At 36.5% G+C, this 15520-nt stretch carries 19 protein-coding genes; 4 read left to right on the plus strand and 15 right to left on the minus strand.

Features of this window, described 5'->3' with window-relative positions:
- Positions 1-56: 56 nt before the first annotated feature.
- The 4 genes from GKP30_RS02715 to GKP30_RS02730 form a co-directional block, all read right to left on the minus strand.
- Complete coding sequence (locus GKP30_RS02715; RefSeq protein ID WP_236034847.1) at positions 57-2417, minus strand: AAA family ATPase; 2361 nt, start codon at positions 2415-2417, stop codon at positions 57-59.
- Positions 2418-2446: 29 nt separating this feature from the next.
- Positions 2447-3388, minus strand: coding sequence for a DMT family transporter (locus GKP30_RS02720; protein WP_236034848.1), 942 nt, complete (start codon positions 3386-3388; stop codon positions 2447-2449).
- Positions 3389-3507: 119 nt separating this feature from the next.
- On the minus strand, positions 3508-5136 hold the full coding sequence (locus tag GKP30_RS02725) for a copper resistance D family protein (protein ID WP_216827840.1): 1629 nt from the start codon (positions 5134-5136) through the stop codon (positions 3508-3510).
- Between the two features lie 20 nt (positions 5137-5156).
- A complete protein-coding gene (locus GKP30_RS02730) occupies positions 5157-5726 on the minus strand; it encodes a copper resistance CopC family protein (protein WP_216827841.1) in 570 nt (189 codons plus the stop codon).
- Between the two features lie 211 nt (positions 5727-5937).
- Here GKP30_RS02730 and GKP30_RS02735 point away from each other — a divergent pair, with 211 nt between their 5' ends.
- A complete protein-coding gene (locus GKP30_RS02735) occupies positions 5938-6573 on the plus strand; it encodes a TVP38/TMEM64 family protein (RefSeq protein ID WP_216827842.1) in 636 nt (211 codons plus the stop codon).
- 39 nt (positions 6574-6612) lie between these two features.
- Here GKP30_RS02735 and GKP30_RS02740 read toward each other — a convergent pair whose 3' ends face one another.
- From GKP30_RS02740 to GKP30_RS02770, 7 genes are all read right to left on the minus strand, one after another.
- Positions 6613-7113, minus strand: a complete 501-nt coding sequence (locus GKP30_RS02740; RefSeq protein ID WP_328703109.1) for a VanZ family protein — start codon at positions 7111-7113, stop codon at positions 6613-6615.
- A gap of 99 nt (positions 7114-7212) precedes the next feature.
- Positions 7213-7398 carry a hypothetical protein gene (locus tag GKP30_RS02745; RefSeq protein ID WP_216827843.1) on the minus strand — a complete coding sequence of 62 codons (186 nt, stop codon included), beginning with the start codon at positions 7396-7398 and terminating at the stop codon, positions 7213-7215.
- Between the two features lie 197 nt (positions 7399-7595).
- Positions 7596-7736, minus strand: a complete 141-nt coding sequence (locus tag GKP30_RS02750) for an acid-soluble spore protein N (protein ID WP_216827844.1) — start codon at positions 7734-7736, stop codon at positions 7596-7598.
- 140 nt (positions 7737-7876) lie between these two features.
- Positions 7877-8017, minus strand: coding sequence for an FbpB family small basic protein (locus tag GKP30_RS02755; protein ID WP_216827845.1), 141 nt, complete (start codon positions 8015-8017; stop codon positions 7877-7879).
- A 147-nt stretch (positions 8018-8164) separates the two neighbouring features.
- Complete coding sequence (locus GKP30_RS02760) at positions 8165-8887, minus strand: DUF421 domain-containing protein (protein WP_216827846.1); 723 nt, start codon at positions 8885-8887, stop codon at positions 8165-8167.
- Positions 8888-9034: 147 nt separating this feature from the next.
- Positions 9035-9244: a DUF1657 domain-containing protein gene (locus GKP30_RS02765; protein WP_216827847.1), complete on the minus strand. Its 210-nt coding sequence runs from the start codon at positions 9242-9244 to the stop codon at positions 9035-9037.
- 11 nt (positions 9245-9255) lie between these two features.
- Positions 9256-9396: a hypothetical protein gene (locus GKP30_RS02770; RefSeq protein WP_216827848.1), complete on the minus strand. Its 141-nt coding sequence runs from the start codon at positions 9394-9396 to the stop codon at positions 9256-9258.
- Positions 9397-9493: 97 nt separating this feature from the next.
- Between GKP30_RS02770 and GKP30_RS02775 the strand changes: the two genes are divergently transcribed.
- Positions 9494-9838, plus strand: coding sequence for a hypothetical protein (locus tag GKP30_RS02775; protein ID WP_216827849.1), 345 nt, complete (start codon positions 9494-9496; stop codon positions 9836-9838).
- A 109-nt stretch (positions 9839-9947) separates the two neighbouring features.
- Here GKP30_RS02775 and acnA read toward each other — a convergent pair whose 3' ends face one another.
- Positions 9948-12671, minus strand: a complete 2724-nt coding sequence (gene acnA, locus GKP30_RS02780) for an aconitate hydratase AcnA (protein WP_216827850.1) — start codon at positions 12669-12671, stop codon at positions 9948-9950.
- Positions 12672-12892: 221 nt separating this feature from the next.
- On the opposite strand from acnA, the gene sspO reads away from it, so the two are divergent.
- Complete coding sequence (gene sspO / locus GKP30_RS02785) at positions 12893-13054, plus strand: small acid-soluble spore protein O (RefSeq protein ID WP_075386108.1); 162 nt, start codon at positions 12893-12895, stop codon at positions 13052-13054.
- 75 nt (positions 13055-13129) lie between these two features.
- Here the strand turns inward: sspO and GKP30_RS02790 are convergent, their stop codons facing one another.
- A complete protein-coding gene (locus GKP30_RS02790) occupies positions 13130-13384 on the minus strand; it encodes a DUF2524 family protein (RefSeq protein WP_216827851.1) in 255 nt (84 codons plus the stop codon).
- A 125-nt stretch (positions 13385-13509) separates the two neighbouring features.
- Between GKP30_RS02790 and GKP30_RS02795 the strand changes: the two genes are divergently transcribed.
- Entirely contained in the window at positions 13510-13647 is a 138-nt protein-coding gene (locus GKP30_RS02795; protein WP_216827852.1) for a small acid-soluble spore protein P, read from the plus strand.
- A gap of 66 nt (positions 13648-13713) precedes the next feature.
- On the opposite strand, the gene selA is transcribed toward GKP30_RS02795, so the two are convergent.
- On the minus strand, positions 13714-15114 hold the full coding sequence (gene selA, locus GKP30_RS02800) for an L-seryl-tRNA(Sec) selenium transferase (protein ID WP_216827853.1): 1401 nt from the start codon (positions 15112-15114) through the stop codon (positions 13714-13716).
- An 80-nt stretch (positions 15115-15194) separates the two neighbouring features.
- A complete protein-coding gene (locus GKP30_RS23965) occupies positions 15195-15431 on the minus strand; it encodes an Rdx family protein (protein WP_407928575.1) in 237 nt (78 codons plus the stop codon).
- Positions 15432-15520 lie beyond the last annotated feature (89 nt).

The raw sequence follows: 15520 nt of genomic DNA on the forward strand, positions 1-15520 counted from the left end.
TGTTTACTGAACTCCTTTTTTAGAGAGTTAATTCCGTCCCTCAAAAAACCGTTAATTCATTCGAGAAACAAGTCAAAATTAAAAACAAAATCCTCTTTCTTCAATGTCATAAGATCGTGAGGCTCAATGTCAGGCTCTTTTATCTGACATACTCGTTGTGCTTGTTCGCGAATAGCTAATTCAACTAAATTTACTGCAAACCGCCCATTACCATTTATCTCGATTTTTTTGATTTGTTTTTCAACATAATCGATTGCCTCATCATCTAACTGATAGCCATATTCTATTGCATACATGGTGATCATTCTTAATATTTCATCTTTGGAATAATCATGAAAATGAATATACTTTTTAAACCTCGACTCAAGCCCTGGATTTTGCGCTATTAACTTGTCCATTTCATTTGGATATCCCGCTAAGATGACGACAAGATTTTCATTATGGCGTGTCATTTCCTCAACTAACGTATCAATAGCTTCGCGGCCAAAGTCCTTTTCTCCACCTGCTGATAAAGAGTAGGCCTCGTCAATAAAAAGGACGCCACCTAATGCTTCACGAATCTTTTTCTTTGTTTTTATTGCAGTTTGTCCGACATAACCAGCAACAAGGTCTGTCCTACCAGCAACTACTAGGTGCCCACGTTTTAAAAGGCCCATTTCCTTTAATAACTCTGAGAATAACTTTGCTACAGTCGTTTTTCCTGTACCTGGGTTCCCGGTAAAAACAGAATGAAGTTGAATAGGAATGACACGCATATTCTTTTCAGCTCGTAATTGTTGAACCCGCACTAGCGAACTAAGTGCCTCCACTTCCTTTTTCACTTCTTCTAAACCGATTAACCGAGAAAGGCGATCCAAAGCACTTTCTTTATTTTCTTCAAAATCATGACGATCAACTTTTATGTCCTGCCCATCAAGTATCGTTAACTGCTCGATCGTTAGAGCTTTTGCAGTATCAACACGAGATCCCTTTTTAAAGATTGCATCAAGGACAATGTTTTTCACCGTACGAGCATTTCCAAACGTTTCATCTACTTGCTCTGTTTCAATCCGTTTTCTCAACTCTCTATGCCCCTCCATAGAAATGACAAAATCATTCTCTAACGCCATTCCTTCCCCGATTAATAATAATTCATCAATGGAGTAGTCTGGTAAATGAATATGATTGGGCTCTGGGAACCGACTTCTAAGGCCTGGGTTTGTCCATAAAAACTGACGCATCTCCTCAGGGTAGCCTGCTAAGATAACAGCAAATTTCCCAGCATACTCACTGCTAGACATCGCAGAAACTAATGTATCAATAACCGACTGACCATAGTCATTACTTGAAGCCCCTTCACGTTTCAAGCTATACGCCTCATCAATAAAAAGGACACCACCTACCGCTTTTTCAATAATCTTTAATGTATTTTCTTCTGTTTGCCCAACAAACCCACCAACTAGTTGTGAGCGATCGACTTCAAGAACATCTTCACGTGGTAGGATACCTAATTCAAAATATATTTTTGCGAGAAGACGAGCTAGCATCGTTTTACCTGTGCCTGGATTTCCTGTAATAATCATATTTAAACTTAAGTCATCCTGTATATGAAACCCTTCCTCTTTACGGCGGCGTTGATATTGAAGGAAATGGTACAACCCTGTTATTCGGTTCTTTACTTCTGATAGCCCGATTAGCTGATTTAACGTTTTTAGTGATTGTGGATATGAGTCCGTAGTTTTCGTTTCTTTTTCTTGTTGTACTGCTTTCTGCCAATCTTCCTTCAATTCTTCAATAGATTTAATTGAGGCTCTAATTTCATTTAACTGTGATGTTGAGTAGAAAATGCCTATGGCTGACTCCTGATACGCTTCGGTTGCCTTTGCAATTGATAACATCGGTTCATGTAGGTTAGAAATTATGTCTTCAAGTCTGTTTACTTTTTCGATTTGACGAATGTTATTATTCAACTCTGCAGATTGTTTTGCACGATTAAGAATAGCCTGTGCTTCTGACGCTCTTGTGAAAAAATGATTTGAAATTTGAAAATAATCGTGGGCTATTTTTTTCTTCGACGCCCCATGGTCGGTTTCCCTTATTTGCGGTAATTTTTCTGGAATGATTTCGAACTGTAATTGTGATATTAACCGTTCCGTTTGGATCTCATTAGCTATGGGTTGATTCGGTTCAATTTCTAATGCCTCATCTATCCATTTCAAAAGTAACGGATCATCAAGACTATATCGATCTCTTCTTTTTAATGCCAATAAACTTAAGACTGATGCCCGCAGCCTTTGAGAAGCAGGTTCTATACGGTCTTCTAAAAACGTTAGATATCGAAGGGCTAACGCTTCTTGAACTAATTGATCAGGGGCTTTAAGCCATTCGCTAACATCATTATCTATTTTTTCAATTGAGACTCTAAGTTCGCTTATCAAGTTGATCACCTCTATGTCTCACTATTACTTTATTTTACCATTACCTTTTTTGGCTGAATATCTTCTTTTTGTTTTTTTGCTTTCACATAAGTCCCAATATAAACCCCTGCTAGAACAAAGACCGCCCCTATTCCGTGAGCAAAAGTGAATGTTTCTCCTAAAAATAACGTGGCCATTATTACAGCAGAAACAGGCATTACATTAATAAATATCGATGCCTTAGCAGCACCAACCTTTTTAATACCTTGATAATACATAATAAAACTAATAACTGTAACAAAAATGCTCATATGAAGAAGTGAAGCCCAAACACCTATTGACGCATCTTGTATTTGAGACCAAGTCAGTTCATAAAGAGCGAACGGCAACAAGAAGAGCGTTCCAAAAAATACAGCATACGTCGTTGATACAATCGCACTGTATTTTCCTAGAACGACTTTACCTAATACGCTATATAGTGCCCAACTAATAACAGCACCAATTAATATAAGATCAATTGGTTCGAAGCCTACTCTAACTAAGTCAAGTAAATGACCATTAGAAATAATAATAACAACTCCAAATAAAGCTACACACATCCCAATAATATGACGCTTTGTAATCGTTTCCTTTAAAAACCATCCAGATAAAAGGACAATTAACACAGGATTTGAGGCAATAAACAAAGAACTCTTTATCACTGGTGCATGTTTACTTGCTAAGAAAAAACAAATATTATAAATGGCTATTCCTGTTAGACCTAATAACGCAAACATTCCCCAATCTTTTTTCGACGGCTTTGGACGGTCTTTTTCCATCATCCACATGATTGGAAACAACAAAAGTGTTGCTCCTAAAAAACGAAAAAAGGCAACCGTAGCTGGCTCAAAGCTCTCTACCGCAACCTTCCCTGCAATAAATGCACTACCCCATATACTTGTTGCTACAGCTAACATTATATACGTTATAATAGGTTTGTTTTGTTTTACCATCATTTTCCCTCTACTTCACGATTAATTTCCTTTATTGTACCATCTTTTTCGGAAAACGAAATATGTGAAGTTGTCGGAAAATAAAATAGGAGAAAGCTACGCTTCCTCCACAAAATTTCCTAATGGCAATATACCCCCTCTTCAAGAAACCCTCTCATATATCCACCAATTACTTCATCATTGTCATCTAAGAATTCAATTGGATGGTTAGGATCCCATTCAGTGTCTGCACTAATGACGTTGATAAACGTATTATTATCTATTTGTGCTTCACTTGTATCTCCTTCAAAATATATCGTGACTTTTTCAACACCTACTGGCTCACGCATATGGCCAATAGTTACATACGTATAAGGTCGATTATCTTGAAGCCAAGGACCGTTTCTAACGATAAAAGTTCGAATTTTATGATCCAATTCACTGATCGGAATACCACCAATCATTAAATTACTATCGTTGACTAAATAGTACTCTTCATCCTCTTTATATAGAAGCTCTGCCGCTAATCGGTCGTAGTCAATATGATAAACAACTGCGACAAATCCATCGTGGAGCCTACGTTCCACTAATATATCTACATCACCATCTTGACTAGAATTAATTGCTTCTAAAGGAGAGCTGAACGGTTCTGCTCCAATCCACCCTTGACTTGATGGTTGTGTACTTAGTAAAAGTCCCATTAATGTCACTACCGTAAAAACAGTAGACAAGACCGTGATCCTAATCCACCCTTGACCTTTGATAATTACTAATATTAAGAGTAGGAGTAATAGCGAAGAGCTAATTAATAGACTTATTGAAATCCAATTAAACGAGAAAGACAGTGGTACTAATGTTCCAACATGATCACCAATGATCCATTGATACAACAATGAAGGATCAGTCGTCTGCAATGTTCTAGCAACTTCATGAGGAGGTACTCTTTCAGTCATGATAGCCGTAATAACAAATATCATCAGACCAACAACACTCTCCGCTTTTAACGTTCGCTTAAAGCGTAAAATACCCACTTTTTGTAATCTAAATCTTAAAAAGAAGCCGTGGACTATCCCAAATACAACGATGGGAATAATTAAAATATGCTTTAAAAGTAGCAACTGACCATAAGAAAGCACCCAAGAGTTCACATATTCAGGAACTATAATTGTCATTAGTAATAGTCCAGATAAAATTAACATACTTACAGCACCTATCGCGACTGATGAAAACCAACGAATAAACGAAGACCATTTTTGTAAATTATCATCATTCGTAAACCAACTGACGATGAAAATTGTACCCATCCAGATCGTTGCAGCAATAAAGTGCATGCCATTATACAAAAAGCCCCCTGCCTCATCTAAAGAAGCAGCATGACTTGCCCAGCTCGATGAAATCGTAAACGCAATAACGAGAATAAAAAATAGACTTTTTGCGACCATTGCTTGAGTTTGTTCAATGAAGAAATAACTAACACCCACTAGTAAAGCCAAAATCATCGTAACCATCCACGCTTGCCCGATTTTATATCCAAGTACAACCTGCGTTAAGGTTGAGAGAAACGGAGCTTCATACTGGATGTGAATATAATAGGACACCGATATTACTGGTACGATACTTAATAAGGGGATTAAACCAATACTTCCATAAACCAAACGGCTTTTCACAAGAAAAGATGGTCTCCAGTGACTAGGTATAACTGAAAGTAAAGCTATACCTAACAAAAATGAAAATAAAACATACATTAAGGCCTGACTCACTTCAACCATTTTTAATCCCCCTTTTCCACTTATTTACGGCGACGTACAAGGACTATAGCTCCAATAACTACAACAATACCGAGTAGTATAAATAGAATGAAATTTGCCGCTTCTTCAGTCTCTTCTTCTACGATTTCTTCAGTCTCAATTTGTTCTTCTTCAACACTTTCTTCCTCTAAAACTTCTTCATTAACCTGTGGAACTTCCACATCTACTTCAGGAATTTCTTCTTCAACGACCTCTGGTTCGGGTGCATCTACCGTAAAAGAAATCGTACCTTCAGTTGTATGTCCATCACTTCCTAAAGCCGTCCATTGTATCGTATATTGACCACTGTAGATTAATTCGTTAAGTAAAGCTACTAAAGTTCGTTCTTCAACATATTGATTGCGGATTGGAATATTTACACCGTCCTCATCAGCGAGGTCGATTGATGTATGTTCCTCAATTCCCGCATCAAACTGTAATACAATTTCTTTTAATGGTTCATTCACCACTTCTCCTTCACTAGGAGTAGATGAACCGACATATGAATGCCCCAAAACATGTAAAGGCATCAATAAACAAAAAACAATTAAAAACCCGATTAATTTTTTCATTACTTTCACTCCTATAAAACCAAGTATTCATCTATGTATTATATATTATATATTAACAATGTGAACTAATTGTGAAAAGTAAAAAGTTTTTTTACTTTATTTCTTTTAATCAAAGACTTGTCTCGTTATAATTGTTTAAGTTACAGTTAGATGATTTTAATAACATTGTTCTTATTTTAACAATACTATACTTAGCCACGAGGAGAGTTTAATGTTTAAAAAAATTGGTGCAGTCACTCTTTATATCATCATCGGATATTTATTATACATTTATGGCGATCAATTAATAGCTTGTCTGAATACGTATGCAAGAGATTATTTATTATTAACAATGATCGTAGCTACTTTACTATCTTTATTTCCCATTATTCCATATCCTATTATCGGTGGTATCGTTGGAGCTGCATTCGGGCCAGCCTTAGGAGCATTTGTTATATGGGTAGGTTCCTCTGCAGCTTCAATCATCATGTTTATCGTCGTACGTTTTAGTTTTCAGGATTGGGGTAACGCAGTCTTGCGTAACTACAAGCCACTAGAAAAAGTCACGGTTTTGTTCGAGCGAAATGCTTTTTTTGCGATCTTCTTAAGTCGATTAATACCTGTGATACCTTCCATTATCGTAAATATTTATTCTGCATTAAGTCGTGTATCTTTTATCAACTATGCGATAGCGTCATCACTCGGTAAAATGCCATCTATGATGTTATTTGCGGTTGTCGGGAATACTCTTATAACAAATCCCCGTGATCTTATTTTAATCTTCCTTCTATATGCAGGCTTTGTTGTAATCGTCTTCGGATGCTTTAAATTGTGGAAAAAGCGCGTCTTACAAATAAACGAATCATAAAATAAGGAACCTTAACAAAAAGAAGAATGTTAAGGTTCCTTATTTTTTATAAAAAATGATAACCCGTCTTTTAATCGACCTCAGAAATACAAATAGGAGTGCTCCAATAAATGCACCAAATGTATTTAAAATAACATCATCAATATTTGCAACGCGATACGTAAACATAAACTGACTCGACTCAATAAAAATTGATATGATACAACCAGTAATTGTAATTTTTAGAATGACTGTTTTAAGTTGTTTGATTACAAATGGCAGTAAAAATCCAAACGGCATAAATAGGATAACATTTCCTACTAATATCGTAATAGGATCCATTATGTCTTTACTAAAAACAGAGATGCGGTAAATACTTCGGAAAGGAATTAAATTGTAATTGCGGCCACCTGGCCCTTCAGCTCCAAGTGAAGCTCCATAATTCCAAGCAAACAACGTGACGTAAAAAAGTAAGCACAAGTAAATTATAAATAAAACAAGAGCAAAGACTCTTACTTGTTGAGAAGAAGATAAATTTCGATTGTTATTAATAGAAAACACGTCCTTCTAATCTACATCCTAAGTTGACCTTTGTTTCATTATTCATTTTTTTGGACGATTAGACAAGACTTTTTCTTCTCAAATTTTTGATGAATTTCATCACAATTCAACACCACGTTTTTGCATTATTTTTACAACAGCTTCTTTTGGATCCCAACAATTAAATTGATAATTTGGCTTTGTTTCATACTTTAAACGCGAACAAAAATAATGAATATTTCCATTGTTTTTTAAGACTCTAAAGTGCTTACAAGTAGCACAGTAATGATATTGTTCTTTACCCATACTATCTCCTCGTTATATATTGTTTTCTTCATGATAGCACGGCACTATTTAGGTTACGAGGAAAAAGTGATAGTAAAATAAATTAATGTTGTTGGACAGATGGTCAACAACAACAAAATAAGTGCTAGGCCTCAATTGAGCCGATGCTATCATTTTATAGCACCCCCCTGTAATTGAGGCAAACTAGCACTTACGATTTAACCTTTTGGCGGGACATAATCTGGATGTTCATTTCCTTTTGTATTCATTTTCTTTCCGTTATTAGAATCACTTTTTCTAGGCTGTGTACCTAGATGATTTGGGCGAAACTTATCAAAAGCGTGCTTTGACTTTGCCATTGTTCTCCCCCTTTCTCTACCTATAATTTAAGCAGAAAGGGAACTCTTCATAAGTGGCATTTTTTTGATAAGAACGAAGTAAAAGGAATGCTAAATCTTAGCAAAAAGTCGTGTTAAGTAATTACTACAACTAAAGCTAATTATAAAGCCGCTCCATTCTCTTTTTGAATTCTTTGTTCCCAGCGCTCTTCTAGTTTTTCAAGCGCCTCTTTATCACTTAACAATTGTCGTTTATTTTCTTGGACTAATTCCTCAAATGATAACTTTCTAACTCTTCTCATACATAAATCACTCCTAACAAATAATATCACTATTTTTACTATTTTGGAGTGAATTTATACATAATTGTAAGAAAACTCTTACTTTATAGCTTAGCTTTGTTAACCAATTATGTTGATATAATTGGTTTTAAACTAAGGTGTGAAATGTTAATTCACACCCTCTTGACCTTCCTGTGGGCTTATATAGATTTGCCCTCCTTCATCCATTGTCATTAAAAAGATGTCTTTATAACTGCCATAGCCATGCTTTGTCACTTGTTCCCTAAGCCAATCGACAGTGCCAACTTTTTTTACATTAGCTAAAATTATATGTCCATCTTCAATAAGTACGGTTGGATACCCTTTTTGCGAAGTTTGTATGGACATATCCTCTGGGGTTATCGATTGGTATTGACTCTTCTTAATTACACTAATCTGTCCATTTGCTTCTAAAATGGCATAGTCAACTTCATTTAAATCAGATACTTCGAGTAACCTTAAGTCCATTAACAACGACTCTATAGTTACTTTAGCCTTTTTCATTTCCTTTTTCAAAATTTTCCCATGGCGAACTAATATTATTGGCTCGTCTTCGATAACTCTCCGAAATCGTGGCGTATGTAGTGCAATGACTGACAAGGCCAAATGTAAACCAGCTATTAACGCTGCTGCTGCTAACGGACCTCCTAATGGGAGATCACCACTAGACAAAGGCTCACCAACAATATCCCCAATTATTACTCCAAAAATAAAGTCGATTGGATTAATCGAATTCATTGAACGCTGCCCTAACATTTTCACCATTAAGAAGATATATATATATACAATAAGTGCACGAAATAAGAAACCAGATACTGCCAAATCAGGGGACCCTGTCCAAAATTCAAACATGCAACATATACTCCTTTCTACATTAAGGAGGCTGACTCAATCTGAATGTAATATACACTTTGCGGAGTGTATATTCACGAAAGAGTCAGCCAGAACTTTTAGTCTTGAAAGAAGCCAGAAAGATCCGTGAAATTAGCTCCAATTCTATTACTGATTTTGATTATATTGCGGCTCCTCGTTTAATACTTGTTGATATCGACCTTCAAGTAAATTACAGATATTTTTTTGCTGTTGCGCCAACTGCTCAAACATTTGCTTAGCTTGCTGGTTTTCAGTCTCCAAAGAAAATTGCACGAGACTAGCTTGAACACTTTGAGCTTGAGCTAATGCTTGTTGCATTTGAGTTTGTACAGTCATTTCTGTTCTCCTTACTTATCCATGTCACGGCTCATTTTTTCAGATTCTACTTCTGCATACGAAGCAAATTCTTCTGTATGATTTTGTTTACCTTGTTTCTTTGCATTGTTATTTCGATTGGCATTAGCATTACCTTTTTTTGTACGTCCCATTACTTTTTTCCTCTCTTTCACAGAAGTTTTGATTTTCGTTCATAGGTTTGGCTAAAGTAGAAAAAAATATGAATGTAAAATGGAAGGGGGACTTAAAATGTCTAGCAAGTCAAACAAAGAAATTCAATCCATACTTAATCACCTAAATGATTGGAAAGGGGAACAACTTTCTATTGAGAAACAAGAACGAGATGATGTAGACAGAAATACTCTGTCTCTAGAGGAAGTAGAAATCGTTGAACAAGTGGAAGATACTGATGATTATGTTGACCCATATACCATTCAATTACGCGGAAAGGGTACAGTCGTTCATTCTAACGGAAAAGCAAAGCTTCCGTTAAATAGTTATGAATTACCGATTCGTCAGCTTTTATCTTTCGAAACATCCAGGGAGTTCATGACGATTAAGACAGACAGGGCTACGTATTATATTAAGAAATAAAATAAGGATTAGGGAATTAATTGAATAAAAATAGAGGATAATAACCTCCTTTGAATGGACACAAAAAAACAAGACTGACCATTAGGTCAGCCTTGTTTTTTTTGTTTTATTATGCTTTTGTTCTTTCGTTAGCTAGTTTGTTACGAAGGATCATTTGAAGAATTCCACCATGACGGTAGTACTCAATTTCAACTTCGCTATCAAAACGAGTTAATACATCAAATTGTTTTTGGTTTCCAGCTTCGTCAGTTGCAGTAACCGTTACAATATCACGAGGTTTAACATCATTTGTAACTGCTACTTCAAACGTTTCTTTTCCAGTTAAGCCTAAAGTCTCAGCGCTATCACCATCTAAGAATTGAAGTGGAAGAACACCCATTAATACTAGGTTAGAACGGTGGATACGCTCATAGCTTTCAGCGATAACCGTCTTAACACCAAGAAGGTTCGTACCTTTAGCTGCCCAGTCACGTGAACTTCCCATACCGTAATCTTTGCCAGCAAGGATCGCAAGGCCAGTACCATCTTCTTTATACTTCATAGCCGCATCATAGATTGCCATTACGTCGCCAGTTGGCCAGTAAGTTGTATATCCACCTTCTGTACCAGGAGCTACTTGGTTACGGATACGGATATTTGCAAACGTACCACGCATCATTACTTCATGGTGTCCACGACGAGAACCATACGAGTTAAAGTCTACTGGCTCAACACCTTTAGAAACTAGGTATTTTCCAGCTGGAGTCGTACTACTGAATGAACCAGCAGGTGATATATGGTCAGTTGTTACTGTATCACCAAATTTACCTAATACACGTAAGCCTGAAAGTGGTTTAACTTCGCCTGGCTCTTTAGAAAGTCCTTCGAAATAAGGAGGATTTGCGATGTAAGTAGACTCGTCATCCCACTTATAAAGCGCATCTTCTGTTGTTTCGATTTCGTTCCAACGCTCATTACTTTCGAATACATCGTTATATTCTCTACGGAACAACTCAGGAGTTACAGTCTGTTCTACAACAGCAGAAACTTCTTCAGCGGTTGGCCAAATGTCTTTAAAGAATACATCGTTTCCGTCTTTATCTTTACCGATTGGATCGTTCTTAAGATCAACATCTACAGTACCTGCTAATGAGTAAGCAACTACTAATGGAGGTGAAGCTAAGTAGTTCGCTTTTACTAACGGGTGAATACGTCCTTCAAAGTTACGGTTACCAGAAAGTACAGAAGTAACTGTTAAGTCATTGTCAGCGATTGCTTTTTCAAGCTCATCTGCAAGAGGACCCGAGTTACCGATACATGTTGTACAGCCGTAACCAACAATGTTATATCCTAATTGCTCAAGGTAAGGAAGTAAACCAGAGTCACGTAAGTAACCTGTTACAACCTTTGAACCTGGTGCTAAAGAAGTTTTTACATACTCAGGAACTTGTAAGCCTTTTTCTACTGCTTTCTTCGCAACAAGACCTGCCCCTACAAGAACGTACGGGTTAGATGTATTTGTACAACTTGTGATTGCAGCAATTGCAATAGCACCTGTTTTCATTGTAGTTTCGTTACCATTTGCTAATTGAACAGTAACTTCTTTGTTAAACTCGTCTTCAGAAAGACCTAATCCTTGAGTTCCTTGTGGTGCAACTACAGCGTTACGGAAAGACTCTTGCATTTTAGAAAGTGGTACAAGATCTTGTGGACGCTTAGGACCCGAAAGGTTAGCTTCGATTTCAGAAAGGTTTAACTCTACTACGTCAGTAAATACTGGATCTGGAGTTTCACCAGGAACGTAGAACAAGCTGTTTGCTTTACAATATTCTTCAACAAGCTTGATTTGCTCTTCCGAACGTCCTGTTAGGCGTAAGTAGTTTAATGCTTCCTCATCAATTGGGAAGAAACCACATGTAGCACCATATTCAGGAGCCATGTTTGAGATTGTTGCACGATCTGCAAGTGGCATTTGTGCAAGCCCTTCACCGAAGAACTCAACGAATTTACCAACAACTTTCTTTTCACGAAGTACTTGTGTAACTTTTAATGCTACGTCAGTAGCTGTAGTTCCACTTGGAAGTTGACCAGTTACTTTTACACCGATAACTTCTGGAACTGGGAAGTATGAAGGTTGTCCAAGCATTGCAGCTTCTGCTTCAATACCACCAACACCCCATCCAAGTACACCAATACCGTTAATCATTGTTGTATGAGAGTCAGTACCAAATACTGAGTCTGGTAATGCTACTGTACCATTCTCATCTGTTGCCGTTTGGATAATATTTGCTAAATATTCTAAGTTAACTTGGTGAACGATACCTGTTGCTGGTGGAACAGCACGATAGTTATCAAATGCTTTTTGCGCCCAGCTAAGGAACTGATATCTTTCTTCATTACGTTGGAATTCAAGGTTCATGTTGAACTCTAATGAGTCAGCAGTACCTGCTTTGTCTACTTGTACTGAGTGGTCAATTACAAGATCAACAGGAATTTCTGGGTTGATTTCTTGTGGATCTCCACCAAGGTCCGCCATTGCTTTACGTAAAGAAGCAAGGTCAACGACACATGGTACTCCAGTGAAGTCTTGGAAAATTACACGTGAAGGTTTGAATGGTACATCGATGTCTTTTACTTCACTAGTTCCCCATTTAGCTAAATTTTCTACATGTTCTTTCTTAATTACAAAACCGTCTTCTTGGCGAAGAACTGACTCTAATAGAACCTTAACAGAATAAGGAAGCTTAGAGACATTTCCAACACCAGCTTCTTCTAATGCTTGAAGTCTATAGTAATCATATTTCTTACCATTAACTTCAAAAGATGAACGTGCGTTAAAAGTATTATTTTTCATATGTATTCCCTCCTCATAGCTATTATATAACAGATTGACAAAGTTGTCGAAATAGTTGGGAAAAAAAGTGTAACTAATTTGTAAAAGCTTCTTAGAAAGCGCTTTTACATTGGATTGTCATTTTCCCTACTCTAGAATAGCAAAAGATTCTTAAAGAATAAATGAATTTTTTAAATTAATATTAAGATTTTAGAAAAACTATTGAAATGGAGGTGATTTCATTGACAAAACGTAAATCTAACCATATTATTCCTGGAGCAAATGCTGCTAAAGGACAAGGGAAAGACGTAGGGTATAATTCCAAGTTTGGACAAGAAATGGCAAATGAGCCATTAACTGAAGAACAGCGACAAAATAATAAGAAGAAAAAGAAAAATCAATAAGAACATTAATAATAACGCTAACCAAAAAAGAGGATGTCACCAAAAGCTAGGCTTTTGGTGACATCCTCTAAAGTTTTATTCCTCAACTTGGTTACTTAATCGTTCTAAGTCTTGTTCATATTTATTTAACTGTTCCCTTTGATGTTCTGATGCATTTGTCAAAGCTTTATTGATTTGTGTAAAAGCTTCTTCTATTTCTTGCTTTGCTCTTTTTACATTAGAACCATAATCTGCCCTTGAAGAGTCGATCGAAGCTGTAGCTTCTTGTGCTTGAACAAAAGCTTGTTCCGCAGCTTGGAACGATTGTTGTTTATCTTTATGATAAGGCATTGTATCCCTCCTCTATATTTTCATTTTATTTTTCATTACTTCAAGTTGCTTTATTCATCGAATAAACCGTATGAAGATTTTAGATACTATTAGGGCATTACATTTGCGAGTAAGGAGGGATAATAATGGCAGAGCATAACTCATATAAAGATATTCGTAAAAATGCTCCTAAGGGTGAAAATCCTGGTCAACCAGCTCCAATGAAAGGGTCAAAAAAGGTAAAACAACGTAATCATGTTGGCCAAACAGATGGTGAGGGTTAACGTAAAAAGCTTTCCATCAGTGGTAGTCGTTCATCGCTCCACTGATGGATGTAACAAAATCAAGCGTTAATCTAATTGGTGGAGTTGTGAAATAATAAGTCCGATTTCTTCTTCCGTGATTGTACGTAGATCAATATGTACTTTATCATCAATAATACGAGTAACAATTGGAGGTTCACTTCCTCGTAAATCATTGAATAATTGCTGCGCACTCCAACCTTTGCGTGTAATAGACACTAAATATGTGTTTAGTTCAACCGTTGGCATCGTACCTCCGCCAATTTGGGATGTTCCATGTTCAACCTTCAAATGAAAAGGTAAACCTCTTCCCTGTTCGAGAAAATCCATTGCCCTTTTTTGAATACTTTTAGTTGGCTCTAAGATGGCCTTCACGGTAGGAATATCTGTAATTTTTTCTTCAGAATGTGTATAGGCCTTTAAAGTAGCTTCGAGTGCTGCTAGTGTCATTTTATCGACTCTAAGAACTCTCGCTAATTGGTGCTTTTTCAATTGTTGTATGATGTCTTTTTTTCCAGCAATAATACCCGATTGCGGACCACCCAAAAGCTTATCTCCACTAAAAGACACAATGTCTGCTCCATTCTTTAATGCTTCTTTTACTGTCGGTTCTTCTCCGATGCCGTAGTCGCGAAAATCTAGAAGGGCTCCGCTTCCTAAGTCCTCATATAGGATGACTTGTGGGTGATTTTTCTTTATTGAAATTAATTGCTTTAATGATACAGAAGCAGTAAAACCGATTGTTTTAAAATTACTTGTATGCACTTTCATAATCATAGCTGCCTGTTCTGTTATTGCATCTTCGTAATCATATGTATGTGTTTTATTTGTCGTTCCAACTTCCTTAAGGATCGCTCCACTCTCTTCCATAATAGCCGAGACTCGAAACGAGCCGCCAATTTCAACTAATTCACCACGAGAAACGACAACCTCTTTTTCTTTGGCTAAAGCTTTTAAGATAAAGTAAACCGCGGCAGCATTATTATTCACAACCATCGCCGCTTCTGCCCCAGTCACCTGTTTAATAACATCCTCAATAATATCGTGTCTTGATCCTCTTGAACCTTTTTCAACATTGTATTCTAAATTCGAATAGTTTTTTGCCGTTAACACCACTTGTTTAACCGCTTGTTCACTTAGCTTTGCTCTACCTAAGTTTGTATGTAAAATTGTTCCCGTTCCATTAATTACACGTTGTAGGGTGTGTACTGTTGCTTTCTTGGCTTTTATTTCCAGTTCGCTATATATCATTTCCTCAATATGTTTGCCACTTGTTATATTGTCATCTATTGATCCATTGATCATCTTTGTTCTAATGTTTTCCACAATTTCTTGTGCTAATCCAGTTAGCTGTTCAGCTGAAAGGTTAAACTGTTCTTTTAAACTGATAAACCTTTCAGCTTTTTGTATCTCATGGATTGGTGGTAGTTGTCTTAATAATTCATTCATAAAAGCCCTCCTCTCATTCATTGCTTAAATACCATGAATAAGAGGCTGATATAATTTAATTTGTCAGCCTCTATCGTCTCTTACATTTTTTCCATTTTATTAATAATCAGACTTGTATCAGGAAATTCACCTGTTTCCAGCTTTGAATAGAGCTTCTGCCCATTCACTGTTACTTCAAAAGCACCACCCGAACTAGGAATTAACTCTAAGGTTTCAATATTTCCTCGAAAGTGATTAAATAACTCTTCCGCAAAACTTGCGGCTTTAGGTGCGAAGTTTCACATCATGCAAAATTGAACAGCAACTTTGTAACTCATATAAACCTTCCCTTCATTAATTGTATTTTTACGTTCATTGTAATGTATCATTTGCCAGTATGCAAAGACATTCATTATACTGTAATTAT

It is taken from the genome of Alkalihalobacterium elongatum (genome assembly GCF_019024285.1).
GTDB lineage: Bacteria > Bacillota > Bacilli > Bacillales > Bacillaceae_F > Alkalihalobacterium > Alkalihalobacterium elongatum.